The sequence below is a fragment of the Brevundimonas sp. P2_A6 genome, from assembly GCF_056404975.1.
On sequence record NZ_JBFUCZ010000001.1, the window covers coordinates 767,881 to 793,167 of the forward strand.

24 protein-coding genes are annotated in these 25,287 nt (G+C 66.7%); 11 read left to right on the plus strand and 13 right to left on the minus strand.

Annotated features, from left to right (window positions below):
• Positions 1–27 precede the first annotated feature (27 nt).
• Positions 28–177, plus strand: coding sequence for a hypothetical protein (locus tag AC1DW4_RS03940; protein WP_477015924.1), 150 nt, complete (start codon positions 28–30; stop codon positions 175–177).
• On the opposite strand, the gene AC1DW4_RS03945 is transcribed toward AC1DW4_RS03940, so the two are convergent.
• Entirely contained in the window at positions 174–581 is a 408-nt protein-coding gene (locus tag AC1DW4_RS03945; protein WP_477015925.1) for a protein tyrosine phosphatase family protein, read from the minus strand. The genes AC1DW4_RS03940 and AC1DW4_RS03945 overlap by 4 nt on opposite strands.
• Before the next feature lie 212 nt (positions 582–793).
• Here AC1DW4_RS03945 and AC1DW4_RS03950 point away from each other — a divergent pair, with 212 nt between their 5' ends.
• Together AC1DW4_RS03950 and AC1DW4_RS03955 are read left to right on the plus strand one after the other, a co-directional pair.
• The gene (locus tag AC1DW4_RS03950; protein ID WP_477015926.1) at positions 794–3,829 is read left to right on the plus strand and encodes an outer membrane beta-barrel protein; all 3,036 of its coding nucleotides are present in this window, start codon (positions 794–796) and stop codon (positions 3,827–3,829) included.
• A 174-nt stretch (positions 3,830–4,003) separates the two neighbouring features.
• Entirely contained in the window at positions 4,004–4,585 is a 582-nt protein-coding gene (locus AC1DW4_RS03955; protein WP_477015927.1) for a hypothetical protein, read from the plus strand.
• Here the strand turns inward: AC1DW4_RS03955 and metH are convergent.
• The 6 genes from metH to AC1DW4_RS03985 all read right to left on the minus strand — a co-directional run bounded on the left by metH (position 4,582) and on the right by AC1DW4_RS03985 (position 12,338).
• On the minus strand, positions 4,582–7,248 hold the full coding sequence (metH, locus tag AC1DW4_RS03960) for a methionine synthase (protein ID WP_477015928.1): 2,667 nt from the start codon (positions 7,246–7,248) through the stop codon (positions 4,582–4,584). The two genes, AC1DW4_RS03955 and metH, sit on opposite strands and share 4 nt — an antisense overlap.
• 151 nt (positions 7,249–7,399) lie before the next feature.
• Entirely contained in the window at positions 7,400–8,482 is a 1,083-nt protein-coding gene (locus tag AC1DW4_RS03965; RefSeq protein WP_477015929.1) for a homocysteine S-methyltransferase family protein, read from the minus strand.
• Positions 8,479–9,447 carry a methylenetetrahydrofolate reductase [NAD(P)H] gene (gene metF / locus AC1DW4_RS03970; RefSeq protein ID WP_477015930.1) on the minus strand — a complete coding sequence of 323 codons (969 nt, stop codon included), beginning with the start codon at positions 9,445–9,447 and terminating at the stop codon, positions 8,479–8,481. The genes AC1DW4_RS03965 and metF overlap by 4 nt, the downstream gene beginning before the upstream one ends.
• The gene (locus AC1DW4_RS03975; protein WP_477015931.1) at positions 9,447–10,409 is read right to left on the minus strand and encodes an ArsR/SmtB family transcription factor; all 963 of its coding nucleotides are present in this window, start codon (positions 10,407–10,409) and stop codon (positions 9,447–9,449) included. The genes metF and AC1DW4_RS03975 overlap by 1 nt, the downstream gene beginning before the upstream one ends.
• 56 nt (positions 10,410–10,465) lie before the next feature.
• Complete coding sequence (locus tag AC1DW4_RS03980) at positions 10,466–11,278, minus strand: DUF6065 family protein (protein ID WP_477016213.1); 813 nt, start codon at positions 11,276–11,278, stop codon at positions 10,466–10,468.
• A gap of 124 nt (positions 11,279–11,402) precedes the next feature.
• Complete coding sequence (locus AC1DW4_RS03985) at positions 11,403–12,338, minus strand: 2-hydroxyacid dehydrogenase (RefSeq protein ID WP_477015932.1); 936 nt, start codon at positions 12,336–12,338, stop codon at positions 11,403–11,405.
• A 125-nt stretch (positions 12,339–12,463) separates the two neighbouring features.
• On the opposite strand from AC1DW4_RS03985, the gene AC1DW4_RS03990 reads away from it, so the two are divergent.
• The 4 genes from AC1DW4_RS03990 (at position 12,464) to mdoH (ending at position 16,839) form a co-directional block, all read left to right on the plus strand.
• Positions 12,464–12,889, plus strand: a complete 426-nt coding sequence (locus tag AC1DW4_RS03990; RefSeq protein ID WP_477015933.1) for a protease inhibitor I42 family protein — start codon at positions 12,464–12,466, stop codon at positions 12,887–12,889.
• Positions 12,890–12,955: 66 nt separating this feature from the next.
• Entirely contained in the window at positions 12,956–14,134 is a 1,179-nt protein-coding gene (locus AC1DW4_RS03995) for an acyltransferase family protein (RefSeq protein WP_477015934.1), read from the plus strand.
• The gene (locus AC1DW4_RS04000) at positions 14,131–14,784 is read left to right on the plus strand and encodes a DUF998 domain-containing protein (RefSeq protein ID WP_477015935.1); all 654 of its coding nucleotides are present in this window, start codon (positions 14,131–14,133) and stop codon (positions 14,782–14,784) included. Before AC1DW4_RS03995 ends, AC1DW4_RS04000 begins: the two co-directional genes overlap by 4 nt.
• Positions 14,785–14,913: 129 nt before the next feature.
• Positions 14,914–16,839, plus strand: coding sequence for a glucans biosynthesis glucosyltransferase MdoH (mdoH, locus tag AC1DW4_RS04005; RefSeq protein ID WP_477015936.1), 1,926 nt, complete (start codon positions 14,914–14,916; stop codon positions 16,837–16,839).
• 69 nt (positions 16,840–16,908) lie between these two features.
• Here the strand turns inward: mdoH and ettA are convergent, their stop codons facing one another.
• The 3 genes from ettA to AC1DW4_RS04020 form a co-directional block, all read right to left on the minus strand.
• The gene (gene ettA / locus AC1DW4_RS04010) at positions 16,909–18,576 is read right to left on the minus strand and encodes an energy-dependent translational throttle protein EttA (RefSeq protein ID WP_477015937.1); all 1,668 of its coding nucleotides are present in this window, start codon (positions 18,574–18,576) and stop codon (positions 16,909–16,911) included.
• Between the two features lie 120 nt (positions 18,577–18,696).
• Positions 18,697–19,338, minus strand: a complete 642-nt coding sequence (locus AC1DW4_RS04015) for an NrsF family protein (protein ID WP_477015938.1) — start codon at positions 19,336–19,338, stop codon at positions 18,697–18,699.
• Positions 19,328–19,891 (minus strand): sigma-70 family RNA polymerase sigma factor, encoded by a 564-nt coding sequence (locus AC1DW4_RS04020; RefSeq protein ID WP_477015939.1) that lies wholly within the window; start codon positions 19,889–19,891, stop codon positions 19,328–19,330. The genes AC1DW4_RS04015 and AC1DW4_RS04020 overlap by 11 nt, the downstream gene beginning before the upstream one ends.
• Positions 19,892–20,049: 158 nt before the next feature.
• Between AC1DW4_RS04020 and AC1DW4_RS04025 the strand changes: the two genes are divergently transcribed.
• Genes AC1DW4_RS04025 through AC1DW4_RS04040 form a run of 4 tightly spaced genes read left to right on the plus strand, consistent with a single transcriptional unit; the run spans position 20,050 to position 22,473 of the window.
• On the plus strand, positions 20,050–20,343 hold the full coding sequence (locus AC1DW4_RS04025; protein ID WP_477015940.1) for a BufA1 family periplasmic bufferin-type metallophore: 294 nt from the start codon (positions 20,050–20,052) through the stop codon (positions 20,341–20,343).
• 22 nt (positions 20,344–20,365) lie between these two features.
• The gene (bufB, locus tag AC1DW4_RS04030; RefSeq protein ID WP_477015941.1) at positions 20,366–21,250 is read left to right on the plus strand and encodes an MNIO family bufferin maturase; all 885 of its coding nucleotides are present in this window, start codon (positions 20,366–20,368) and stop codon (positions 21,248–21,250) included.
• Positions 21,243–22,001, plus strand: coding sequence for an HvfC/BufC N-terminal domain-containing protein (locus AC1DW4_RS04035; protein WP_477015942.1), 759 nt, complete (start codon positions 21,243–21,245; stop codon positions 21,999–22,001). Before bufB ends, AC1DW4_RS04035 begins: the two co-directional genes overlap by 8 nt.
• Positions 22,002–22,026: 25 nt before the next feature.
• Positions 22,027–22,473 (plus strand): DoxX family protein, encoded by a 447-nt coding sequence (locus tag AC1DW4_RS04040; protein WP_477016214.1) that lies wholly within the window; start codon positions 22,027–22,029, stop codon positions 22,471–22,473.
• 6 nt (positions 22,474–22,479) lie between these two features.
• Here AC1DW4_RS04040 and AC1DW4_RS04045 read toward each other — a convergent pair whose 3' ends face one another.
• From AC1DW4_RS04045 to AC1DW4_RS04055, 3 genes are all read right to left on the minus strand, one after another.
• Positions 22,480–23,091, minus strand: a complete 612-nt coding sequence (locus tag AC1DW4_RS04045; protein WP_477015943.1) for a TIGR02466 family protein — start codon at positions 23,089–23,091, stop codon at positions 22,480–22,482.
• 10 nt (positions 23,092–23,101) lie between these two features.
• Complete coding sequence (locus AC1DW4_RS04050; protein WP_477015944.1) at positions 23,102–24,367, minus strand: metal-dependent hydrolase family protein; 1,266 nt, start codon at positions 24,365–24,367, stop codon at positions 23,102–23,104.
• 167 nt (positions 24,368–24,534) lie between these two features.
• Positions 24,535–25,263 carry a tRNA1(Val) (adenine(37)-N6)-methyltransferase gene (locus AC1DW4_RS04055; RefSeq protein WP_477016215.1) on the minus strand — a complete coding sequence of 243 codons (729 nt, stop codon included), beginning with the start codon at positions 25,261–25,263 and terminating at the stop codon, positions 24,535–24,537.
• Between the last annotated feature and the right edge of the window lie 24 nt (positions 25,264–25,287).

Genomic DNA, 25,287 nt, shown 5'->3' on the forward strand with positions numbered 1-25,287 from the left:
ACGTAAACCCGTTCTGGAGCGCCTGTCTTGGCCCGATCGATCGCACTGACTGTCTCAAATCGGCTCCAGCCCATCGCGGCGGCCATGCTGTGCCTGATGGCGGCGCAGCTCGTGCTGGCGTCGTGCGGCGATCCCGAACCGATTCCCTACGCCGCCCGTGTCGCCGTCAGCCGCTAGAGCGGCAATCGGCTGATATCATAGCCCGCTGCGGCCGCATCCGCTCGCAGGCTGTGAGCGTCCGCCCGGTCCAGCGATCGCATCGCCAGGGCCCAGGCGATGGTGGACCGCGTGCCGGACCGGCAGAACATCAGGACGGGTGCACCGTCCCGCAGGGCCTCGGCGGTCGCCTCGACGGCACCCGCTCCGGGCATTCCGCTGACGGGCGCGTGGATAAAGGCTAGTCCGGACGCCTCCGCGGCCATGGCCATTTCCGATGCCGAGGGCTGGCCCGGATCTTCCCCGTCCGGTCGATGACTGACGATCCGGGTGACGCCCTCGGCGGCGAGTGCGGGCAGATCGGTGATGGCGATCTGGGGGGCGACCCAGACGTTCGGAGACAGCTGTTTGGCGGTTGTGGACATCCAGAATCCTCGTGTCAGCCAGATGTAACACTCATTTCACAAACGTGACCTGAATGCGACACTCCTGCGGCGACATCATTACCTCGGTGTAATTGCTGTGGCGCACATAAGTTCGTCGGGCCTATCCATAGGGCAATCCGCGCCGAAACCGACGCGAGATGACAACAAGGTGGCGCGGCGGAGGGCTGGGCCATCACCTCAGGAGAACGATCTTGAAGCTCAAGACAATCCGCCAGCGCCTGCTGAACACCTCGATGATCGGAAGCGCTGCCCTGCTGGCGCTGACCGCCGTTCCGGTGATCGCACTCGTGGCCCCGACCAATGCATTGGCGCAGACCCAGACGGGTTCGCTGCGCGTCCAGGTTTCCGGTGAAGGCGGCGCGCCGCTGGCGGGTGCCACGGTTTCCGTCAGTTCGCCGAGCAGCCTGGTCTCTCGCACGGGCGTCACCGACGCTTCGGGTAGCGTCCGCCTGGCCGGCCTCGATCCCGCCACCAACTACACCATCGACGTGTCCGCCGCGGGCTATCAGTCCTTCAGCGTCGGCAACGTCGCCGTCGTCACCGGCCGCGACCTCAGCCTCGGCTACGTTCTGACCGGCGACTCGTCGAACGCGTCGAACGTCGACGACATCGTCGTGACCGGCACCTCGCTGGCCGCCGTGGACGTGACGTCGGCCACCATCTCCACCACCCTGACGCTGGGCATCACCGAAGCCCTGCCGACCGGCCGCGATTACCAGAGCTACCTGCAGCTGGTTCCCGGCGTGAAGCCCTCGGACACCGGCAACCCGTCGTCGCGTTCGGGCGTCAACTACTCCGACATCGGCGGTTCGATCGGCCAGTCGACCGACAACGTCTACTATCTGGACGGCGTCGATGTGACCGACTCCAACTCGGGTCTGGCCGGCGCGAACTTCAACTCCGAAATCATCCAGGAACAACAGATCCTGGTTTCGGCCATTCCGGCGGAATACGCGGGTGGTAACGGCCTGGTCTCGCGCGTCATCACCAAGTCGGGCAGCAACGACTGGCACGGCTCGCTGAACTACTACTTCCAGAACGACTCCCTGGTGGCGACCGACGAGCATGCCACTTCGGGCGGCTTCTCGACCTACGACACCGCCTTCACCCTGGGTGGACCGATCCTGCGCGACCGTCTGTGGATCTTCGGCTCCTATCAGAAGAAGAACCAGGAAGACGAAGTTCTGAACCCGACCACGGGTGCCGTTCGCCGGACGGTGAACGAAGACACCGAGTATGGCTTCGCCAAGCTGACGTGGCAGATCACCAATGACGATCGCCTGACGGCCAGCTATTTCAACGATCCCCGCGAAACGACGGGATCGCGCGATCCGCTGGTCCTGAACAACCGGGATGCGGCGTCCGTGTCGGGTGGCGACAACTACAAGGTCGACTATACCCGCACCTGGAACGACCTGATCTTCAGCGCCTTCTACACCCGCCACGAGCGTGAGGTGACTTCGGTCGCGGCTGACCAGTCGGTTCGCGACACCGTCTCCTACCGCGGCGCGGCCACCATCGAACAACGCAACCTCGGTGGCGCCGGCTCGAACAGCGAATCGCACCGCGATCGCGAAGAGTTCGGCTTCGCTCTGGAATATTACCTGGACACGAGCTGGGGTTCGCACACCTTCAAGGCGGGTTACACCAACACCGACAACGTGCTGGAGCGCAACAACACCGTTCCTGGCGGCGCGACCTATACGTCGATCGCCCTGCCGTTCGCGGGCCGTACCTACGCGGACTTCACCACCGCGAGCGCGGGCTGGACCACGCGTCCGTTCGACAGCGGCGCGCGCGGCTTCATCGTCACGGCCGCCAACGGTAACGCCGCCGCCAAGGCCGTGCTCGACACCAACCTGAACGGCACCGTCGAAGCGTCCGAAGTGGACGCATATTCGTTCACCAGCACGGCCGCCAACCCCTATGGCAACGTCAACGCCTATCGCGCCGTGCGGACCGTCGATGCGCCCTATTCGGTCAAGTCCGAAGGTCAGGCCGTCTATCTGCAGGACACCTGGACCTGGAACCAGCTGACGATCAACGCCGGCGCCCGCGCCGAGAAGTGGACGCAGATCGGTTCGGGTGGCCAGGAACTGTTCACCTTCGACTGGGACATCGCGCCCCGTCTGAGCACCGTCTATGACGTCTTCGGCGACGGCCGTAGCAAGGTGTTCGGCTTCGCCGGTCGCTACTACGACCCGATCCGCACCAACATCACCGACTTCGCCGGCAACCTGTCCGGCCCGGTGACCGCCGAGCAGATCTACATCGGCAACCAGTGGCTGACGTTCCGCACCCGCGGCGGCGCGGTCGTGCCGGACTCGGTGTTCTCGCCCACGACCAAGACCCCCTACACGGACGAGTTCGTGATCGGTGGATCGACGACCCTGGGCGACAGCGTCGGCCTGTCGGCCTCGATCACTCATCGCCGGACGCGTGACATCTTCGAAGACTACGATCTGGCGCTGTATTCGGACCCGACCTGCACGCAGGCGACCTGCGGCACCGCCGGCGCTGCCTTCCCCGGATCGCTGTTCTACCTGCCGTATTCGTACTTCGGCTATTCGTCGAAGCCGAACGCCAACTACGTCCTCGGCACCCTGGCCGGTGGCAAGCGTGACTACACCGGGTTCGAAATCACCCTGACCAAGTTCAAGACCGACAACTGGCAGGGCCAGATGTCGTACACCTACAACTCGGCCAACGGGAACACGAACTCGGACGGCAACGCGGACTACCAGGGCGACCTGATCTTCCTCGACCCGCGCGCGCCGAACACCAGCGGACCGCAGCCCGGCAACATCCGGGACCAGTTCAAGGCCTATGGTTCGTATGACTTCGACTTCGGTCTGCAGATCAGCGGTGTGTTCAACTGGAACAGCGGCGCGCTCTACACGCCTGCCGCTCTGGTCGGTGGACGCTTCTTCGCGCCGAGCGACACGCCCTACACCTTCGGCGGCGTCACCGACGCCTACCTGAAGCCGGGCCTGATCGGCAGCGAGTCGACGCCGTCGTACTACACCCTCGACATGCGCTTCAAATATGTGGCCGACCTGCCGATCGGTGAAGCCGAGTTCTTCCTGGACATCTTCAACGTCCTGAACAACCAGGCCGCGACCGACGTCACGAAACTGCTGGCCGGCGACGGCATCTATGCCTACCAGGAAGCCAACAAGTTTGTGCGCCCGCAGCGCGCCTACCTGGGCGTCCGCTACTCGTTCTAACTTCGGAACGATCGTCGATCTGGAAATGCCGGTGCGAAAGCGCCGGCATTTCTGATTCTGGCGCACCGATGGGCTGAAGCGTTCGACCAGGATTGGTTTCGTGTCCGCCCTGCCGCATAAAAACCATCCCTTGCCTTCAGGCGACGGGACAGGACAACTTCGGACGATCTCTCAATGCGCCTTCGCCTTGCCGCCGCTCTTGCCGTGCTTACCCTCGCCGGAGCGACCGGCTCCGCTTCAGCCCAGTCGCAGGACGGCCCGGTCGTGACGGCGCGGTCGGAAACGGAATCGGTCGAGGCGCGCAATGCGCGTGAGGCCATCGCCTATGCGACGCCACTGCCGCGCGGGGCTCCGACCGAGGACTATCCGCTCGTGGCCTGGTGCGCATCACTGGTCGAAGGGCACATCGCCCTCGGTCAGACCCTGACGGCGGCCGACGATCTCGATCGCGAGATCATGCGGCTGGGCGGCCTGGAGGCCACGGATTTCCGTGAGGCGCTGCGGGTCGGCGCGGCAAGGCAGACGCCGGCCACGCGCGCCGCCGCCGAGGCCGCCGGTGCCGAGGCCGCCGCCAAATGGACGCCGCTGATGGCCCAAACCGACGAACGCGCCCGCAGCGAGGCCTTCGGGCTGTTCTTCGGTCTGCCGGGGCGTTGCGAGCATGCCGCGCGTCGGGTGCGCGAGAACATCACGACGCCGCCCGAGACGCTGGACGAAGCCGGCCTTGACGAGACCGGCCAGCCCAAGGCGAACTAGGCCGCCTCGACCCGCTCGACCGCGCCTGGTTCGTAGTTGAGGATCGGCGACAGCCAGCGCTCGGCGGTCTCGACGTCCCAGCCCTTGCGCGCGGCATAGTCCTCGATCTGGTCGCGGTCGATCTTGCCGACGCCGAAATAGTGGCTGCCCGGATGGCCGAAATACAGGCCGGAGACCGAGGCGGGCGGGGTCATGGCGAAGCTCTCGGTCAGCGCCATGCCCGCATTCGTTTCCGCCTGCAGCAGTCGGAAAAGCGTGGCCTTTTCGGTATGGTCGGGCTGGGCCGGATAGCCGGGGGCGGGGCGGATGCCCTGATACTGTTCGGCGATCAGATCGTCGATGTCGGTGGCCTCGTCCGGCGCATAGCCCCACAGCTGGGTCCGGACCTCCTTGTGCAGCCGTTCGGCGAAGGCCTCGGCCAGGCGGTCGGCCAGGGCCGCGGCCATGATGGCCGAATAGTCGTCGCCGGCGTCCTTGAACCGCTTCGACGCTTCCAGCTCGCCATGGCCGGTCGTGACGGCGAAGGCCCCGATGTAGTCCTGACCGTCCTCGGCCACGAAGTCGGACAGAGCCAGGTTCGGCTTGCCGTTTGACTTCCTGATCTGCTGGCGCAGGGTGTGGAAACGGGCGATCTCTTCGGAACGGGTCTCGTCGGCAAAGACGGCCACGTCGTCCCCGATGGCATTGGCGGGCCAGAAGCCGACGACGCCCTTGGCGGTGAACCACTTCTCCTCGACGATCTGCTTCAGCATGACCTGCGCGTCCGCGAACAGGTCCTTGGCCGCCTGGCCGACGATGTCATCTTCCAGGATCAGCGGATAGCGGCCGATCAGCTCCCAGCTGGCGAAGAAAGGCGTCCAGTCGATGTGGTCGGCCAGGTCCTGCAGGTCCCAGCTTTCAAACGCACGAACGCCGATGAAGGACGGCTTTCCGGGCATCGGCTGGGCAGTATCCAGGCGGAAGCGGTTCTCGCGCGCCTGGGGCAGGGTGGCGCGCGCCTTGACCTCCTGGCCCCGGGCATACTGCTCGCGAATGCGGATGTATTCGTCGCGGGTGGCCGCCTCGTTCCTGGCCCGCTCGGTCTTGGACAGCAGGCCCGAAACCACGCCGACGGCCCGGCTGGCATCGACGACATAGGTGGTCGAACCGGCCGAATAACCGGGCTCGATCTTGACGGCCGTATGCGTCCGGCTGGTGGTCGCCCCGCCGATCAGCAGGGGGATATTGAAGCCCCGCCGCTGCATCTCGCGCGCGACGAAGACCATCTCGTCCAGCGACGGGGTGATCAGGCCCGACAGGCCGACGATGTCCACCTTGTGCTCGACGGCTGCGTCCAGGATGCGGTCGGCGGGCACCATGACGCCCAGGTCGATGACCTCGTAGTTGTTACATTGCAGCACGACGCCGACGATGTTCTTGCCGATGTCATGGACGTCGCCTTTCACGGTCGCCATCAGGATGCGGCCAGCCTGTTCGCGCGGCTTGCCGGCCTTTTCGGCCTCCATGAAGGGCTCCAGCCAGGCCACGGCCTGTTTCATCACGCGCGCCGACTTCACCACCTGCGGCAGGAACATCTTGCCCGATCCGAACAGGTCACCGACCACGTTCATCCCGTCCATCAGCGGACCTTCGATAACGTGCAGCGGCCGGTCGAACGACAGTCGGGCCTCTTCCGTATCGGCGTCGATGTATTCGGTGATGCCGTTGACCAGGGCGTGTTCGATCCGCTTGCCGACCGGCTGGTCGCGCCATTTCAGGTCCACGACCCGCGCCACGCCCTTGTCGCCCTTGTAGTTGGGGGCGATGTCCACCAGCCGTTCGGTGTTGGAGACGTTGGTCCGCTGCGGCCTGTTCAGGATCACGTCCTCGACGGCCTCCCTCAGCGTCGGGTCCAGCGTATCATAGACCGGCAGGTCGCCGGCGTTGACGATGCCCATGTCCATGCCCGCCTGGATCGCGTGATACAGGAAGACGCTGTGGATCGCCCGGCGCACCGGCTCGTTGCCCCGGAAGCTGAATGACACGTTCGAAACGCCGCCCGAAATCCGGGCATAGGGCAGGGTCTGTTTGATGACCCGCGTCGCCTCGATGAAGTCGACGGCATAGTTGTCGTGTTCCTCGATCCCCGTCGCCACGGCGAAGATGTTGGGGTCGAAGATGATGTCCTCGGGCGGGAAGCCGACCTCGTCGACCAGGATGCGATAGGCGCGGGTACAGATCTCGATCTTGCGCGCGGCGGTGTCGGCCTGGCCCACCTCGTCGAAGGCCATGACGACGACGGCGGCACCGTAGCGCAGGCATTTGACCGCCTGTTCGCGGAACTCGGCCTCGCCGGCCTTCATCGAGATCGAGTTGACGATCGGCTTGCCTTGGACGCACTTCAGGCCCGCCTCGATGACCTCCCATTTGGAGCTGTCGATCATCACCGGCACGCGGGCGATGTCGGGCTCGGCCGCGATCAGGTTGAGGAAGGTGACCATGGCCTGCTTCGAATCCAGCAGGCCCTCGTCCATGTTGATGTCGATGATCGACGCGCCCGCCTCGACCTGCTGGCGCGCGACGGTCAGGGCGGCGGTGTAGTCGCCGTCGATGATCAGCTTCTTGAACTTGGCCGAGCCGGTGACGTTGGTGCGTTCGCCGACGTTGATGAAGGTGGGTCTCACAAACTGACTCCGCTCATCCCGGCGAAAGCCGGGATCCAGTGCTTTCGTGAGGCACGGTGCTTGGGATTGATGGTGGTGCGCCTTGGGTGGTGATCTTCGCCCAAAGACCTGGGTCCCGGCTTTCGCCGGGATGAGCGGAGGGTAGAAAGCATCATGCCACCAGCTCGAACGGTTCCAGTCCCGACAGCCGCATCGCCACCGGCCGCTCCGGGATTTCCCGCGTCGGCAGTTTGGACACCGCCTCCGCCGTATGACGGATGTGTTCCGGCGTCGTGCCACAGCAGCCGCCGACGATGTTCACCAGCCCCGACGCGGCCCATTCCTCGATGAAGTGGGCGGTCTGGTGCGGTTCCTCGTCATACTGGCCCATGGCGTTGGGCAGGCCGGCGTTGGGATAGGCGGCGACCAGGGTGTCGGCGACGCGGCTCAGTTCGGCGATGAAGGGCCGCATCAGGTCGGCGCCCAGGGCGCAGTTGAAGCCGACGGCGAAAGGTTTGGCGTGGCGTACGCTGTTCCAGAAGGCCTCGGCCGTCTGGCCCGACAGGGTGCGGCCCGAACGGTCGGTGATCGTGCCGCTGATCCAGATGGGCAGGGCCTCCATGCCCTCGTCTTCCAGGTCCTTGATGGCCTTGATCGCGGCCTTGCAGTTCAGCGTGTCGGTGATGGTCTCGATCAGATACAGGTCGACGCCGCCCTCGTTCAGCGCCTTCACCTGATGGCGATAGGCGTCATAGACCTGGTCGAAGGTCACCAGCCGCGCGCCCGGATCGTTCACGTCCGACGACATCGACAGCATCTTGTTCAGCGGGCCGATCGAGCCGGCGGCGAAGCGCGGCTTGTGCGGTTCCTTCTCGGTCCAGCGGTCGGCCGAGGCGCGTGCCAGTTTCGCGCCTTCCAGATTGATGTCCCAGACGGCATCGGCCTCCAGCTTGTAGTCGTCCTGGGCGATGACGGTGGCCGAGAAGGTGTTGGTCTCCGAGATGTCGGCCCCGGCGGCGAAATACTGGTCGTGCAGGTCGGCGATGACGTCCGGGCGGGTGATGCACAGGATGTCGTTGTTGCCCTTCATCTGCCCATCGTGCGCCGTGAAGCGGTCGCCGCGGAAATCCTCTTCCGACAATTCTCGCCGCTGGATCATCACGCCCCACGATCCGTCGAGGACGAGGATGCGCTCTTTCGCTGCCTGATGCAGGGCGGCGATGCGTTCGGCGCGGGTCGAAGGGGGGCGGGTCATGCGGCGGCCTTCTGTTCGCGAACGCCCAGGACGCGGCAGATCGCATAGACCAGGTCGGCACGGTTCAGGGTGTAGAAGTGGAAGTCGGCGAAGCCTTCCTCCTGCAATCGCGCGCAGGTCTCGGCGGCGACGGAGGCGGCCAGCAGCTTGCGGGTCTCCGGATCGTCGTCCAGGCCCTCGAAGTGGGCGGCGAGCCAGGCGGGGATGGCGGCACCACACGACGCGCTCATCCGTTGCAGCCCGGCGAAGTTCGACACCGGCATGATCCCGGGGATCAGCGGGATAGTGATGCCCGCCGCCCGGATGCGGTCGCGGAACCGCAGGAAGGCGTCGATGTCGAAGAAGAACTGGCTGAGCGCGCGGGTGGCCCCGGCGTCGATCTTGGCCTTCAGCACGTCGATGTCGTGCTCGATCGAGGGGCTCTCGGGATGCTTTTCGGGATAGACGCCGACGGAGGTCTGAAAGCCGCCGACGCGCTGGATGGCGCGGGCCAGCTCGGTGGCGTTGGCGTATCCGTCGGCGCGCGGTTGATAGGCACCGCCGATGCCGGAACCGCCGCTGACGGCGGAGCCGGGCGGATCACCGCGCAGGGCCACGATGTGATCGACGCCGATGGCCTTGTAGTCCTCGATGACCTGATCGACCTCGTCGCGGCTGGCCTCGACGCAGGTCAGGTGGGCGGCAGGCTTCAGCGTCGTCTCGGCCAGCATGCGCTGAACGGTGCGATGCGTGCGCTCGCGCGTCGATCCGCCGGCCCCATAGGTCACCGACACGAACTCCGGATTCAGCGGCTCCAGCCGGCGCACGGCCTTCCACAGATTGGCTTCGGCATCGTCGGACTTGGGCGGGAAGAACTCGAACGAGACTCCGACCGGATTGCCGTTGTTCCCGGCGCGCGCCACGGGGCCCAGCGGCGACAGCAGCAGGGCGCGGGCGTCCGCGAGCGATGTGGCGGTGGCGGCCATCAGGCAACGCTCCTTTGGGCAACGGCCGGACGGGTCGCGGTCCAGATGGTGACGGTCAGCCCCGCCGTATCAGGCGGCAGAGCGATGGAGGCGGAGGCATCCAGCCCAGCCTCGGCCAGCCAGCGGCCGATCTCTTCGTCGGCGAACCCCAGACGGCGATGCTGATGCTCCTCGCGCATCTGCTCCAGGTCGTGAGGGGCGAAATCGACGATCAGCAGCTTGCCGCCCGGCGAGACCAGACGGCCCGCCTCGGCCACGGCGGCGGCAGGATCGACCAGATAGTGCAGCACCTGATGCACCAGCACGAGGTCAGCCGACTGGCCGGGCAGGCGGGTGGCGAAGATGTCGCCGTGGCGCAGCTCGACCTTGTCCAGTCCCGCCTTCGCCACATTGGCGCGGGCGATGTTGAGCATGTTCTGGCTCAGATCCAGCCCGATCGACGTCCGAGCCCTGGAGCCCAGAAGCGTGAGCATCCGGCCCGACCCGGTGCCCAGATCGACGACACGGTCGAACGGCCCCGGTCCGGCGGCACGGGCGATGGCGCTTTCGACCGCGGATTCGGACACATACAGCGATCGGATGCGATCCCAGCTGGGGGCCACGGTCTCGAAATAGGCGGCGGCGGCGGTGGCGCGTTCGTCGCGAACGGCGTTCAGGCGGGCATGGTCGGCCTCGCCCTCGGCATCATCCAGCAAGTCCAGAACGGTGTCGGTCAGGCGGCGCGCATCGACGTCGTGCGACACGCGATAGAAGACGCGCGCACCGTCGGGGAAACGCTCGATCAGCCCCGCGTCGGTCATCAGCTTCAGGTGGCGAGAGACACGGGGCTGGCTCTGGTCCAGCACTCGGCTCAGCTCCATCACGGACAGCTCCTCACCCGCCAGCAACGACAGGATGCGCAGCCGGGTCGGTTCGCCGGCGGCTCGCAGCGCTTCGATCGTCTGTTCGGCCGTCAGGGACATGTGAAATCATATAAGGATATCCTTATATGATTGGAAGCGGGAAATCCGCGCGCCCGTCAGGCTTTGGGAATGGCGGACCAGGTCCTGAAGCCAACATGGGCCTTTGGCGGCGGTGCAGGTTCGGGCGGCGGCGTATCGGGCAGGGGAGCCAGGCGACGCTTGTTCACGTGCTCGGCCGGAGCCTGGGCGATACGATCCGGGAACTCGCCGCGGAAATAAAACCGCTGCCAGGCCTGTTTGATCGTCTCCGGGTCGCCGTTTGCCATCCGCGTGTTGAAGTCCGTGCGGACCTCCGTCCACTTGCGGTACTGAAGGGCCAGATCGCCATCTGGATCCATCGTGGCCCGAACCGGGCGGAAGGCTTCGATCCGGCGATGCTCGACCGGCTGCAGGAAGCAGAAAGGCTCGTCCTTCTCGAATCGCACCACGCCGGGCGCGGTGAATCGCCAGTTCATGGTGAAGGGATAGGGCAGCCAGTCCGTCTCGGTGAGACCCTCCAGGCCCTGGATGCCGTGCTTGAACCGGTTCGGCACGCCCGAGGCCCGCAGCGCCCATCCCGGGGGCGTTCGAAACAGCCAGCCCGTATGGAAGGTCAGGACGCCCTCGGTGAAGTGCGAGGCGACGAAATGATCGACCTGCTCCGCCCCCGCGTCAGGCCGGATGGCGATCGAATCGGCCCCCATGCGACCGTCCCACTCCGCTTCGAACCCGAACGGACACAGCAGTTCCCAGCCCGTGGTGTTGGCCATCGTCAGGGGCAGGCAACGATAGGGATGGCGCCCGGCGAAATCGTCCATCCAGTCGCGCTCGGGACGGCCGGGGACCAGGCGAGGTGGCTCGCGGCGCATCGGGAAGCATTCCAGCGTCAGACCACCCGCCGGGCTGTCGTCGCGCTCCGTTCGGCGGATGATATCGTCGGTGACGTCGCTCACGTGCAAATCCCAATCAAGCCTTGCCTTATTCTGACGCGCGAGCGGCCCTTCGCAACAGGTGTCAGATCACCCTCACAACCGGAGTGACCAATGGCTCATGCGCGACCGCTGCGGCGAGATTGCGCATCAGCAGACTCAGCATCCCCTGGACCGCCTCCGTCGTGGCACCGGCGATGTGAGGCGTCAGCACCGTATTGGGTACATCGGCCCAGCGTGCGGCCTCGGTGGGCTCTACCTCGAACACGTCCAGCGCCGCCTGGCCCAGGGCGCCGGACCGCAGCGCGCTGATCAACGCGTCTTCATCGACGATCTGGCCCCGCGCGACGTTGACCAGCAGACCGCCGGGGCCGAGCGCCGCGAGCACCTCGGCCGAGATCAGACCGCGGTTCGTCTCGTCGGCCCGACAGGCGACCACCAGGACATCGCTGTCCCGGGCGAGGTCCAGCAGTGTGGCGGCGCGAGGCCACGACGAGGGCTTGTCGCGCGGCCCCCACCAGGTCACCCGGCAGCCCATGACCTCCACACGTCGCGCGACCGCTTCGCCGATCAGGCCCAGGCCGACGATCCCGACCCGCTGGCCCCTCATGGAGGGTGTCATCAGACGGCTCTCCATGCGCCATTCGCCGGCTTTCAGTGTCCGGTCACCGGCGACGATCTGGCGGCGGGCCGCGAGGATCAGACCCAGAGCGTGATCGGCCACGTCCTCGTGGTTGACGGCGGGGGCATGGGTCACCGGCAAACCCCGCGCGGCACACCACGCCAGATCGACGCCGTCGTATCCGGAGGTGAAACAGGCGATCAGTTTCAGATTCGGCAGATGCTCCAGCACGACCGTGTCCAGCGGTGCCTCCCCGATCACGACGACCGCCTGGATTTCAGCCTGGGCCTCCAATGGCGGTCCCTCCCAGAGGCGAAAGACGCGGTAGGCGGTTTCCAGGAACGGTGTGAGCAGGCCCAGGGCGGGCTGCATGATCAGAATGGCTGGACGATTCGGCATGGACATGGCCTTAAGCTTGACGGTGTTTCAGGACCAGTCGTCGATCAGGAAAAGATGGTCGCCGAACCCGGCGTTCAGCGGATAGGCTGAGAACCCAAGGGCTGTTCGCCCAACGGGGATTCGCCATGAACATCATCGCCGCTTCTTTCGTCGCCTTGCTGCTGCTGGCCGGTTGCAGCGCGGCTGAGGGGTGGCCGCAAGAGGGTGTCGGCACGGTCTCCTCAACGGGCGTCGTCGAAGGCGTGAAGGAAGGACAGACCCAACTCCGCGTCGGTCAGACCATGGCCGTGGCGCTCAACAGCAACAGCACGACGGGATACCAGTGGCAGGTATCCGAACTCCAGGGCGGCGTCCTGACGCCGGGCTCGCCGTTCGGAGACGAGGTCGTGGAGCCGCACGCCCCCGGCATGGTCGGCGTCGGTGGGACCACGCACTGGCGGTTCGTGGCGGCGCGGCCCGGCGCGGTGACCCTGATCTTCACCTATCGCCGCGCATGGGAGCGCGACGTGCCGCCGGCCCAGACCGAGACCTATCGCGTCGTGGTCCGCTGACCGCGCCGGACAGCCTGGCCAAGCGGCGGCGTGGACAGGCCGGGGTCGGTCGATCATAGACGCCAGGTGATCCCCGCCGTCGCTCCCCTCCGTCGCCTCGATCTGGACTGGATCCGGGTGGCCGCTTTCGGGCTGCTGATCCTGTATCACGTCGGCCTGGTCTATGCGCCGTATGACTGGCACGTCCACAGCCGCCATACGTTCGAGTGGATGCGCGAGGGGGTGCTGGTCACCAATCCGTGGCGACTGACCCTGCTGTTCCTCGTCTCCGGGGCGGCGCTTCGTTTCATGACGGCGCGCAGAACCGCGGGGCAGGTGGCGCGGGCCAGGGCCGAACGCCTGATCCCGCCCCTGCTGTTCGGCACCCTGGTGCTGGTGCCCATCCAGTCGTGGATCGAGGCCATGGACAAGGGCGGTTGGTCGGGTGGACTGGCCAACTGGTGGTGGCACGAGTTCAGCCCCACTGGCCTCGCTGACGGCGTGCCGGTGAACCACCTGTGGTTCATCGTCTATATCGCGGTCTACAGCGCGGTCGTGGCGCTGCTGCTGATTCGGCCCCGACTGCTGGCGGCGATGGAGAAGGGTCTGACCGACCTGCTGGGTGGCTGGCGCGTCATCGCCGTGCCGATGCTCTACCTCGTCGTGATCCGCCTCGTTCTGCTGCCGTTCTTCAGCGTCACCAACGTCGTGATCAACGACTGGTACAATCACGCCCTGTCGCTGGGGGCCTTCCTGTTCGGCTTCCTGATCGTGCGCCAGGAGACGGTGTGGCGGGATCTGGAGCGGTATCGATGGGTCGGTCTGGCGCTGGCTGCCGTCGCCCTGCCGATCATGATGCTGCAAACCGTGCATCCAGGAGGAGGGGCCTTCCTGGGGATCCCGCGACGTCTGGTCTTTGCCGTCGATCAGTGGGTGGTGATTTCATCCATTCTGGGATTCGGCAGCCTCTATCTGCGGCGGACGGAAAGTCGTCTGCTGCGGTATCTGACCGACGCGGTCTTCACCTGCTACCTCGCGCATCAGACCATCCTGGTCGCCGCTGTCTGGATCATCCGTCCAGCCAATCTGCCGGCCGGTCTGGAGGCCACGTCGCTGGTCATCGTCACGGTGGGGGGGAGCCTGCTGGTCTATGAGGTCGTGCGGCGTATCCCGCCCATCCGGCCGATCTGGGGCCTGAAGCCCAGGGCCGTGACGCACCCGAGCGCGGGTGCGGGGCCCGTGGGTCGACCCGACGAGTCCGCATGAGGCTGCCTGTCGTCGATCACAGGGCCGCGGCGCGCGCCCTACTCGCCGTCGGCGTCGCCGCGCCGGTCGTGGCGCTGGCCGCGGTGCTGATCGCGGCGACCTGCTATGCCGGCTTCGACCATGCGCGCCAGTACCTGAGCGAACTGGGCGGTGCGACGGCGGCCTATCCCCTGATCTTCAATGCCGGGGTGCTGATCGCCGGCGTCATGACAGGTTTCGCGGGCATAGGGTTTGGCCTGGCCGTCGCCATCCTGGCCCGGGCACCGGTGTCGGCCGTTCTGATCTGCGCCCTGTTCGCCCTGGCGGGGGTCGGCCTTGTTCTGTCGAGCCTCTACGCCTGGCCCGACCCGCGTCACCTCGCCATCAATCTGGGCCTGGGGATCCAGCTCGCTCCGGCATGTCTGTTGTTCGCCCTGCGAGAAACAGCCGGCCTGCCTCGTCTGAAACGCTTCCTGTTCGCGGCATTCGTCGCCATGGCGGCGCTTACCGTCCTGACCAAGCACCTGGTGTTTCCGGGGGCCGTCAACGATTTCAATGTCGGCTATTGGGAGCGCGCGTTCGCCATCGTGCTCGTGGGCTGGGTCGGGGTGGCGGCGTGGCTGATTCGCCGCGCGCTGAAACCGGCGATCACGGGGGTCGGCGACGCCTGATCACTCAAAAAAATGAGCCGATCACCATTCCGTGATTGAAAATCGCGCAAGAGTGATTGAGAGTGCAGGGAATGTTGCACCGCAACAACCGTGTTCGGTTGGTGGGGCGCGACCCGAAAGGGATCTTCCATGAGCGGCTACGGCTCGACGGCACGTGTCTATCAATCGGATGACCAGGTCGAGACCTTTTCGGCCTTCACCGGTGTCAGCGGCTGGCTGCCTGATCAGGCTCCGCTTGCGATGCCGCGCCAGAGTTTCAACGATGCCGACCGGCAGGTGACCACGCGCATGGCAACCCGGCCCGAGGGCTTGCTGGCCCGTCGCTTCATCGTGTTCGGATCGACGTTCGCGGTGGCGCTGCTGGCGATGATGGCTCCGCTGATCTTGTGCGCTCGCGAAGGCTTTCAGCCGCTCGAGATCGTGGCGCTGACGATCTTCGCGGTCCTGATCACGGCCATCGCCTGCTGGTTTTGCAGCACATTCGCTGGTCTTGTGGTGATGCTGACCGGCCGCGAACAGGACGACATGGACTTCGCGCCATACCCGCCGCTGCCGACTCGCCGGACAGCTCTGCTGATGCCGCTCTACAACGAAGACGCCCGCGCGGCCCTGGCTCGCCTCGGCGCGCTGGACGCATCTCTGGCCCGTCTCGGGGCGTCCGAAGCCTTCGACCTGTTCGTGCTCAGCGATTCCACCAGGGACGAGGCCGCCGTCGCCGAGCTGTCGGCCTGCATGGCCCTGCGCGCCCATGCGGGTAGCCCGCTCTACTATCGCCGTCGCTCCGAGAACGTGGAGCGCAAGGCCGGGAACATCGCCGACTGGACGCGCAGCTTCGGCGGTGCCTACGACTTCATGATCGTGCTGGACGCCGACTCGACCATGGCGGGCGAGACCGTGCTGCGTCTGGTCGATGCGATGGAGCGCAACCCCGGCGTCGGCCTGATCCAGACCGCTCCGACCATCATCAAGGCCCAGACCCTGTTCGCGCGTGTCTCGCAGTTCGGCGTGCGCCTGTACGGCCGCGTCGCCGCCGCCGGCCTGGCCTGGTGGGCGGGATCGGAGGCCAGCTATTGGGGTCACAACGCCATCCTGCGCACCCGCGCCTTCGCCGACTGCGCCGGACTGCCCGAGCTCGAGGGGCGCAAGCCCTTCGGCGGTCACATCATGAGCCATGACGTGGTCGAGGCCGCCCTGTTGCGTCGCGCCGGCTGGGCCGTGCACGTCACCGCCGCCCTGGACGGTTCGTGCGAGGAAACCCCGCCGACCCTGACCGACTTCATCCGCCGCGATCACCGCTGGTGCCAGGGCAACCTGCAACACCTGGCCTTGATCGGCGCGAAGGGTCTGAACCCGATCAGCCGTCTGCAACTGGCGATGGGCTGCATGGCCTATCTGTCCTCGCCGCTTTGGCTGGCCTCGCTGATCGTCGGCATGGCGATGCAGTTGCAGGGACCGGTGGACTGGACGTCCTTCTTCTACATCCTGAATCCGCAGCTCTCGCCCTTCATGCTGGCGTCGCTGCTGGGCGGGGTGATGCTGATGGGTCCCAAGCTGATGGGTTTCGCCCTGGTCCTGAGCCGTCCGGGCGAGCGCAAGGCCTTTGGCGGCACGCGCCGGATCCTGAAGGGCATGGCTCTGGAGATCGCCCTGTCAGCCGCCCTTGCCCCCATCCTGATGGTCGCCAACACGATCGCCGTCATCAAGATCGTCAGCGGGCACGACGCCGGCTGGGCGGCCCAGTCGCGCAGCGCAGACGGCTTGGCCTGGTCCGATGCCTTCAAGTCCATGCGCTGGCAGATGGTGACCGGGTTGGTCTTCGCCCTGGGTCTGTTCGTCCGGCCGGACCTGGCGACCTGGTACGCCCCGATCGTCCTGCCGCTGCTGTTCGCGGCTCCGATCGCCGTCTTCACCTCGCGCCGCGCGGTGGGCGAGGCTTTCGGCCGCAAGGGCTGGATGGTCACCCCGGACGAGGACGCGGTCGCGGTGTCGCCCGCGGTTCTGTTCCCCGCGACGCGGCCGGTGGTCGAGGTCGACCCGGTCCGCGCCTTCGGCTGAACGAAGCGAACGACAAAAATAGGGGACCGAGCCGCCGCTCGGTCCCCCTTTCTCTTTATCGAATGAGGCTTAGCGTCCGAACTTCTGGAACTTGATCCGGTGCGGGATCAGGGCGTCGGTGCCCAGGCGGCGCTTCTTGTCTTCTTCATAGGCCTCGAAATTGCCCTCGAACCATTCGACGTGGCTGTCGCCCTCGAAGGCCAGGATGTGCGTCGCCAGACGGTCCAGGAACCAGCGGTCGTGGCTGATGACCACGGCGCAGCCGGCAAACTCTTCCAGGGCCTCCTCGAGGTTCTGCAGGGTCTCGATGTCCAGGTCGTTGGTCGGTTCGTCGAGCAGGATCAGGTTGCCGCCGGTGGCCAGGGTCTTGGCCAGGTGGACGCGGTTGCGCTCACCGCCCGACAACTGGCCGACTTTCTTCTGCTGGTCGCCGCCCTTGAAGTTGAACGAGCCGACATAGGCGCGGGTGTTGATCTCGCGCTTGCCGACCATCATCACATCGGTGCCGCCGCTGATCTCTTCCCAGATGGTCTTGTTGGGATCGAGCGCATCGCGCGACTGGTCGACATAGGCCAGCTTGACCGTCTCCCCGACCTTGATGGTGCCGCCGTCCGGCGTTTCCTGGCCGGTGATCAGCTTGAACATGGTCGATTTGCCCGCGCCGTTCGGGCCGATGACGCCGACGATGCCGTTGGGCGGCAGCTTGAAGGTCAGGCTGTCGAACAGGAGCTTGTCGCCATAGGATTTCTGCAGGCCCTCGACCTCCAGCACGACATTGCCCAGGCGCGGGCCGGGCGGGATCTGGATGTGAGCGTGGGTCTGGGCACCGCGGCTGGCTTCCTGTTCGGTGACCATCCGCTCATAGGCGGCCAGGCGGGCCTTGGACTTGGCCTGACGGGCCTTGGCGCCCGAACGGACCCATTCCAGTTCGCGGGTGAGGGCGCGCTGGCGAGCCTCGGATTCCGACTGCTCCTGCACCACGCGCTTCTGCTTCTGCTCCAGCCAGCCGGAGTAGTTGCCCTCGTAGGGGATGCCCTTGCCGCGATCGAGTTCCAGCGTCCACTTGGTGACAAGGTCCAGGAAGTAGCGGTCGTGGGTCACCAGGATGACGCAGCCGGGGAAGACCTCCAGGTGATGCTGCAACCAGGCAACGGATTCCGCGTCAAGGTGGTTGGTCGGTTCGTCCAGCAGCAGCATGTCGGGCTTGGACAGCAGCAGGCGGGCCAGGGCCACGCGACGCTTTTCACCCCCCGACAGGTTGGTGGTCATCCAGTCGTCGGGCGGGCATCGCAGGGCGTCCATCGCCATCTCGATGCGGCTGTCGATGTCCCAGACATCGCCGGCGTCGATCTTCTCCTGGAGGGCGGTCATCTCCTCCATGAGTTCGTCGGAGTATTCCTCGGCCATCTCCATGGCGATGGCGTTGAAGCGGTTGACCCACTGCTTCTCCTCGCACCAGGCCTCGACGTTCTCGCGGACATTCAGGCTCTCGTCGAGGTGAGGTTCCTGTTCCAGATAGCCGCGCTTGATGCCGTCGGCGGCCTTGGCCTCGCCCGAGAATTCGTTGTCCAGCCCCGCCATGATCTTCAGCAGGGTGGACTTGCCCGAGCCATTGACGCCCACGACGCCGATCTTGGCGTCGTTGTAGAAGCTCAGCCAGATGTTCTCGAAAATCTTGCGGCCGCCGGGAAAGGTCTTGGTCAGACCCTGCATCTGGAAAATATATTGCTGCGCCATGAGGTGCGTGCGCCCTGTCGTCTGGATCGGATGGGGAGGTAGGCGCGCGATGTAGCGACCCGCACGCCGGGTGGCAAATGACCTATCCCGATGACGCGGCCGTTTGAAGGCGCGCCGGCCTTACCAGCGAAAGACGAACCGCCCCGCCAGCGCACCGGCCCCCGCCGCCAGGGCGATGCCCAGCGAATACCAGACGGCCACGAACGGGGCGGTGTGCTCGGGACAGTGCAGGCCGTAGAGCGTGGTCGCCAGCCCCCCGGTCAGCAGCCCCGCCGCCGCCCCGGCCAGCAGGGGGCGGGTGGGGGCGAAGGCGCGCGCGGCCCAGAAGACGAAGGGCGCGGCCAGGGCGCTGAGCAGCACGATGTTGGGCGCGCAGACGCGGGCGCTGTCGCCCATCAGCGCCGGCATCCGCTCGGGCATGGGCATGGTCGCCATTTCGTAGGCTCCAAGCGCCAGGACGCCGAGCACGAGCAGGCCCAGCGCCAGGAGCGGTGCCTTCGCGCTCGCTCCCGGCCGTCCCAGGCGGGCCAGCAGCCAGAAGCCGGTGGCGGCCAGCGCGATCGTATAGGCCGCCTTCGCCCAGAAGGTCGGGCCGATCATGGCGGTGGCCAGATCGGCGCGGAATCCGAGCCACAGCCCCACCCCGGCCAGCACCAGCAGGGCAGCGGGAATCATCCACAGCAGGACGCGTCGTTCGATCTGACGGCGGCCTGCGGGGGGCAGGTCGACGGCCAGGGCATTGATCAGGTCCTCAGTCTTCATGGTCGCCTCCGTCTGCGGACGCGGGCGCGAAGCGGGCGTTCAGGGATTTCATGCTGCGGTGAATGCTGACCTTGGCGGCGGTCAGGGTGTAGCCGTGATTGGCGGCGGCCTCCGCGACGGTCAGGCCCTTCAGCCGCACGTCCTCGATCAGGCGGCGCTGCCGGGCCGGCAGCAGGGACAGGCAGCGCGACAGGTCCGCGCTGGTCGCGCCATCCTCGACGGTATGGTCGGCGAACAACTCCGATGCCTCGTCCAGCGGGTGGGTCGGGCGGCGGCCCCTGCGGCGCAGGTGGTCGATCAGTTTGTGGCGCGCGATGGCATAGGCCCAGCCCGTGAACGGCTGGCTTCGGTCCCAGGTGGTCCGCTTGGCATGGATGGCGATCAGGGTTTCCTGCACCAGGTCCTCGGAATCCGCTCCCCCGTCGAAAAGCCGACGGGCGAAGAAGGGTCGCAGATGCGCGCCCAGGTCGGTCAGCAGCACGCGCCAAGCCGAAGCGTCGCCATCAAGGCCACGCAGCATGAGGGCGCGAAGGTGAGCTTCTCGATCAGACACGGTCGCCCCCGGTTCGCCGCAGAGACGCAAAGGTTACCTGATTTCGCCCCGGCTCAGCGAAAATATTGTCTCCACGATCCTCGTAACCGCCGCGGAGGCCGCCGCGAAGCCGGGACCATGCGGTCATCACCGACCGCGCCAACCAAAAGGATACGTCCATGACCCGCACCCAAGCCAGTGTCGCCGGCCTGACCGCCGTCGCCGCCCTCGTCGCCGGCGTCGGCATCGCCAACGCCCAGCCGAACGGCCAGAGCGCCACGCCTTCGGTAGAGAAGTGCTACGGCGTCGCCCTGGCCGGCAAGAACGACTGTGCCGCCGGTCCCGGCACCACCTGCGCCGGAACGTCCGTTCGCGACTATCAGGGCAATGCCTGGAAGAATGTCGCCGCCGGCACCTGCACCTCGATCCAGACGCCGCGTGGCAATGGATCGCTGACCCCCGTCTCGCGCTGATCCCTCCAGCCAAAACAGCGCGATGACCCGCAGCCCGACCGCCGGACCTGATCCTCGTCACCCCTTCCCCCCGGGGCCGACGGCGGGTCTTGGCTTGAAAGCCGTCCATTACGAACAGGCGCTGTCCTGTCAGGCGGCCGGTCTGTGGTTCGAGGTCCACCCTGAGAACTACATGGTTCAGGGTGGACCTCGTCTGGCGTGGCTGGAGGCGATCCGAAAGGACAAACCCCTGTCGCTGCACGGGGTTGGGCTGTCCCTGGCGGCTGACGAGGCACCAGACGTCGATCATCTGGCGCGATTGAAAATGCTCGCCGAGCGCTACGAGCCCTTCGTCATGTCAGAGCATCTGGCCTGGTCGAAGCGAGGCGAAGTCTATCATCCCGATCTGCTGCCGTTCCCGCGCACCCGGCCGATGCTGAGCCGGATCATCGACAATGTGTCCCGTGCCCAGGACGCGCTGGGCCGCAGGCTGCTGATCGAAAACCCGTCGCTGTACCTGGCCCTGGGTGGCCATGAGATGAGCGAGCCCGAGTTCCTGAGCGAGTTGGCACGGACCAGCGGATGCGGCCTGCTGCTCGACATCAACAACGTCTTCATCAGCGTCAACAACGTGGGTGGATCGGCCACCGCCTATCTGGATGCCCTGCCGCCCGAGGCGATCGGCGAGATTCACCTGGCCGGCCATGCGCCCGATCCCGATTTGGGCGCGGCCCTGCTGATCGACACACACGCCGCGCCGGTATCTTCGGCCGTGTGGGGCCTCTATGCCCGGACCATAGGCCGGATCGGACCGCGTCCGACGCTGATTGAACGCGATGATGCGATTCCCCCCTTCGAAGACCTGATGCAGGAGCGCGGTCGCGCCGATGCCGTCCTGACCGCGATCCGGGAGGTGTCCGTTGGCTGAACCCTTTCACGAGGCCATGGATGCCATCCTGACCGGGACGCCCGATGCGCTCGACCCCTGGCTGAGGGGTGGCGAGGCGGGCCGTGCGGGGCTGGCCGTCTATCGCAACACCGTGGCCAAGGCGCGGGTGGATGCCCTGGCCGCTCACTATCCGACCGTCGCCCGGTTGGTCGGCGAAGCGTGGTTCCGCGAGGCGGCGCTCATCTTCGCCCGCGCCGAGCCCCCTACGAGCCCCATGATGGACGATTTCGGCGAGGGGTTCGCCGACTGGCTGGAAGCGTTCCCGCCCGCCGCGGACCTACCCTATCTGGCCGCCGTCGCCCGGATCGACCGCGCGTGGTCGCGCGCCCATGTCGCCGCCGATGCGCCCGTGCTGGATGTCGCGGAACTGTCGGCGCTCAGCCCGGCCGCCCTGTTCGGTGCCAAGGCGATCCTGCATCCCAGTGTGTCGCTGTTCTGGTTCGACTGGACCGTGGCTTCGATCTGGCTGGCCAATCGTCCGCATCAGGGTGAGCCCATGCCGGTTGTCTGGGACTCCGTGGCCGAAGGCCTGGTGGTGGTACGGCCCGAAATGGAGGTCCGTCATCACCGGTTGCTCCACGCCCAATGGCAGTTCCTGGACGCCTGCCGTCGCGGACTGCCCTTGGGTCGGGCGGCCGCGAACGTGCGTCTGGCCTATCCCCTGACGGACCTGAGCCGTCTGTTTGCCGGGCTTTTGAGCCTCGGCGTCTTCACCCGCCTCGAGCACTGAAAGCCCCGCGATGATCGATACCCCGATGACGACGTCCTCACCCGCCGCGCCCCTTGTCGGGTCCGTCCGCCTGATCGAGCGGCTGCTGCCGCTGGACCTGCTGACGCTTATCGTCCGGGTCGCGATCGCGGCCGTGTTCTTTCTGTCTGGGCGGACCAAGGTGGAAGGGCTGCTGACCATCACCGACAGCACCTACTATCTGTTCGCCGAGGAATACCGTGTGCCCCTGGTCCCCAGCGATATCGCCGCCCATCTGGCGACCTATTCCGAACATCTGTTCCCCATCCTGATCGTGCTGGGACTGGCGACGCGGTTATCGGCCCTGGCGCTGCTGGGGATGACGGTGGTGATCGAGGTTTTCGTCTATCCGCTGGGCTGGCCGACGCATCTGCTGTGGGCGGCCCTGCTGCTTTACCTGGTGCGATTCGGCGCCGGAGCGTTCAGCCTGGATCGGCTGCTGAAACTGCCCTGATCGCGGTCAGGCGTAGTTGAAGCTGATCGAGATGCGGTCCGATTTCGCGGCGTTCATCGGCACCTCGTGCCGCAGCCAGCTTTCCCACATCAGAACCGTGCCGGCCTGGGGGGCCAGGTAGACGAACGGCTGTTCGGACTGGGGCGCATCGGGATCGACGCCGGGCCGGGCCATCATCATGGGCAGGCGGGGGTCCTCCAGCTTCAACGCAGAGGCCCCGTCCGGCACCTCGACATAGACGGTCCCGCTCAGGAACGCGTGGGGGTGGATGTGGCCGGAATGCGCGCCGCCGGGCTTCAGGATATTGACCCACATCGTGTCCAGACGCGGCTTTCTGGCCAGGTCGAAGTTGAGGGCGCGGGCATAGGCGATGGCGTGACGGTCCAGATGCTTCTTCAGCTCCGCGAACTCGGGCAACCGCTGCGGCAGGTCGTTCAGTGATCCGTAGGAGGTATAGCCACGATAGCCGTGCGCCCTGCACCAGGCGCGACCGGCTCCGTCCTCGATCGCCAGCATGCGGCAGGCGTCGGCCAGCCCGGCGTTGAAGGCGGCGAACCCCGGCGTGGTGGCGAGGGAGGCCTCGTAGACCTGGGTGACGAACAGGGGGCGCAGGGACATGGCGCAGGCTCTAGCGCGACGGACCTGCGTCGTCGCGCACGATCTGTCCGTCCTTGATGACCAGCCGCACCGCCCGCACGGCGGAGATGTCGGCTGTCGGATCGCCCTGGACGGCGACGAGGTCCGCCAGCAGTCCGGCCGTTATCGCGCCCCGGTCGCTCAGGTCGAAGATCGTGGCATTGCCGGACGTGGCGGCGATCAGCACGTCGGCTACCGGCATGCCGGCGGCCGCCATCAACTCCATCTCCAACGCATTGTTGCCGTGGGCATAGACCCCGACGTCGCCCCCCATGCAGATTTCGACCCCGGCCGCGCGGGCGGCGGCGAAGGCGGCGCGCTTGGTCAGGACATTTGCGGGCGCGGGCTCTGTTCCGTCCCAGCCACGATAGCGGGTGATGGATTCCGTCGCCGCCAGCGTGGGGCACAAGGCCGTGCCGTGCTGGGCCATCAGGCGGAATATCTCGGGCGTGCCCGCGTCGCCGTGCTCCAGGGTGTCTGCCCCGGCCAGGATCGCGCGGCGCATGCCCTCGGCCGTGCCAGCATGGACCGCGACCTGACGCCCGGCCGAATGCGCCGCCTCGACGGCCTCGGTCATTTCGGCCTGCGAGAAGGTGGGACGGCTGGGTTCGCCCGGACCCCAGCGGTAGTCGGCATACAATTTGACGATGTCGGCACCCGCACCGATCTGGCTGCGGACGACGCGGACGAGGTCGTTTCCGTCCGCCTCCTCGGCCCCCAGAGGCACATCGACGCCGGGTTCGAATCCCTTGGGGCCATAGGCACCGGTGGCGACGATGGCGCGGGTCGAAACCAGCATGCGCGGGCCGGGCACGATCCCCTCGTTGATGGCACGGCGCAGACCGACGTCGGCATAGCCTGCCCCCTCGGTGCCCAGGTCGCGGACGGTGGTGAACCCCGCCATCAGGGTCGCGCGGGCATGATTGACGGCGCGGGCGGTGCGCAGCGCCAGCGGCTCGTGCAGCACCTGATCGTCCCATGGCGTCTCATTGTAGGGATGCAGGAACAGGTGCGAATGGCCCTCGATCATGCCGGGCATCAGGGTCTGGCCCGGCAGGTCGACGATGCGGGCATCGGCGGGCGTGGCCACGTCCGGGCCGACCGCCTCGATCCGGTTGCCGCGCACCAGCACCGTCCAGCCAGTGTGAGGCCGGGGATCGACACCGTCGAACACCCGGTCGGGACGCAGCAGTAGCGCCTCCTGGGCCTGGACGGGCAGGGCGAACAGAAGAGTGGCGAGGATCAGGATCAGGCGCATGGACCCGACGATGCGCGGTCGAAGTCGGCCTTGCAACGGTTCGGGCCTTCACGTCCGATTCTGACGCCCCGATCCGCTACAGTCGAGTGGTCTCGGCGGTCGATCGGAGCGGCATTGGAGAAGTAAGAGTCACTTTTTTCCCCCTGGAGTCTCCAAGGACGGCCGGTTCAGAACACCAGGTCCGCCTCGCCGCGCAGAATGGCGTCGGCCTCGGGCGTGTGTTTGGCCCCGCTGCGGTCGTGCAGGACGAGGGCAGGGAGCAGGCGCAGGGGGGCGCGGCTGCCCCGCACGGCCTGGATCAGCACCCGCTTGGCGGGCTGATCCGAAAACGGCTGCACCGGCCGGATGGCGATGGACCCGCAGCGCTGGCCCAGCAGGGTCAGCAGGTCCGCCAGTCGGTCCGCGCGATGGACGATCACCACACCTCCGCCGTCCCGAACGCCGTCCGCCAGAAAGCGGGTCCAGCCGGCCAGGCCATCATCCGCGATCCAGGCCCCGCGCTTGGCCGGCGCGGGCGCGCGCAGGGCGCTCTCGTCGTCGAAGAAGGGCGGGTTGCTGACGGCCCAGTCAAACCGCTCCAGGCCCAGGGGCTTGAACCCGTCGGCAACGTCGCCCTGGATGATACGGACCCGCTCGTCCAGCCCGTTCAATGTCGCATTCCCGACCGCCAGGGCCGCCGTCGCCGGGTCGCGCTCGACACCGGTCAGGGTCACGCCGGGCCGACGCGCGGCGATCTGGGTCAGGACGGCCCCGACGCCGCAGCCCGCCTCCAGCACCCGCTCACCCGGCCTGGCGTTCACCGCCGCCGCCAGCAGGGCGGCGTCCATGCCGGCCCGATAGCCGTCGCGGGCCTGCAGCAGACGAACCTTTCCGCCCATCAGGGCGTTCTCGGTCATGTCGGCGGGCGGGACGGGCTCTGG

What these genes read in the sequence shown, in the direction of transcription:
- AC1DW4_RS03945 (WP_477015925.1), bottom strand. Translation starts at nt 581, where the DNA reads ATGTCCACAACCGCCAAACAGCTGTCTCCGAACGTCTGGGTCGCCCCC.
- AC1DW4_RS03955 (WP_477015927.1), top strand. Translation starts at nt 4,004, where the DNA reads ATGCGCCTTCGCCTTGCCGCCGCTCTTGCCGTGCTTACCCTCGCCGGA.
- AC1DW4_RS03965 (WP_477015929.1), bottom strand. Translation starts at nt 8,482, where the DNA reads ATGACCCGCCCCCCTTCGACCCGCGCCGAACGCATCGCCGCCCTGCAT.
- metF (WP_477015930.1), bottom strand. Translation starts at nt 9,447, where the DNA reads ATGGCCGCCACCGCCACATCGCTCGCGGACGCCCGCGCCCTGCTGCTG.
- AC1DW4_RS03975 (WP_477015931.1), bottom strand. Translation starts at nt 10,409, where the DNA reads ATGTCCCTGACGGCCGAACAGACGATCGAAGCGCTGCGAGCCGCCGGC.
- AC1DW4_RS03985 (WP_477015932.1), bottom strand. Translation starts at nt 12,338, where the DNA reads ATGCCGAATCGTCCAGCCATTCTGATCATGCAGCCCGCCCTGGGCCTG.
- AC1DW4_RS03990 (WP_477015933.1), top strand. Translation starts at nt 12,464, where the DNA reads ATGAACATCATCGCCGCTTCTTTCGTCGCCTTGCTGCTGCTGGCCGGT.
- AC1DW4_RS04000 (WP_477015935.1), top strand. Translation starts at nt 14,131, where the DNA reads ATGAGGCTGCCTGTCGTCGATCACAGGGCCGCGGCGCGCGCCCTACTC.
- mdoH (WP_477015936.1), top strand. Translation starts at nt 14,914, where the DNA reads ATGAGCGGCTACGGCTCGACGGCACGTGTCTATCAATCGGATGACCAG.
- ettA (WP_477015937.1), bottom strand. Translation starts at nt 18,576, where the DNA reads ATGGCGCAGCAATATATTTTCCAGATGCAGGGTCTGACCAAGACCTTT.
- AC1DW4_RS04015 (WP_477015938.1), bottom strand. Translation starts at nt 19,338, where the DNA reads ATGAAGACTGAGGACCTGATCAATGCCCTGGCCGTCGACCTGCCCCCC.
- AC1DW4_RS04025 (WP_477015940.1), top strand. Translation starts at nt 20,050, where the DNA reads ATGACCCGCACCCAAGCCAGTGTCGCCGGCCTGACCGCCGTCGCCGCC.
- bufB (WP_477015941.1), top strand. Translation starts at nt 20,366, where the DNA reads ATGACCCGCAGCCCGACCGCCGGACCTGATCCTCGTCACCCCTTCCCC.
- AC1DW4_RS04040 (WP_477016214.1), top strand. Translation starts at nt 22,027, where the DNA reads ATGACGACGTCCTCACCCGCCGCGCCCCTTGTCGGGTCCGTCCGCCTG.
- AC1DW4_RS04045 (WP_477015943.1), bottom strand. Translation starts at nt 23,091, where the DNA reads ATGTCCCTGCGCCCCCTGTTCGTCACCCAGGTCTACGAGGCCTCCCTC.
- AC1DW4_RS04050 (WP_477015944.1), bottom strand. Translation starts at nt 24,367, where the DNA reads ATGCGCCTGATCCTGATCCTCGCCACTCTTCTGTTCGCCCTGCCCGTC.
- AC1DW4_RS04055 (WP_477016215.1), bottom strand. Translation starts at nt 25,263, where the DNA reads ATGACCGAGAACGCCCTGATGGGCGGAAAGGTTCGTCTGCTGCAGGCC.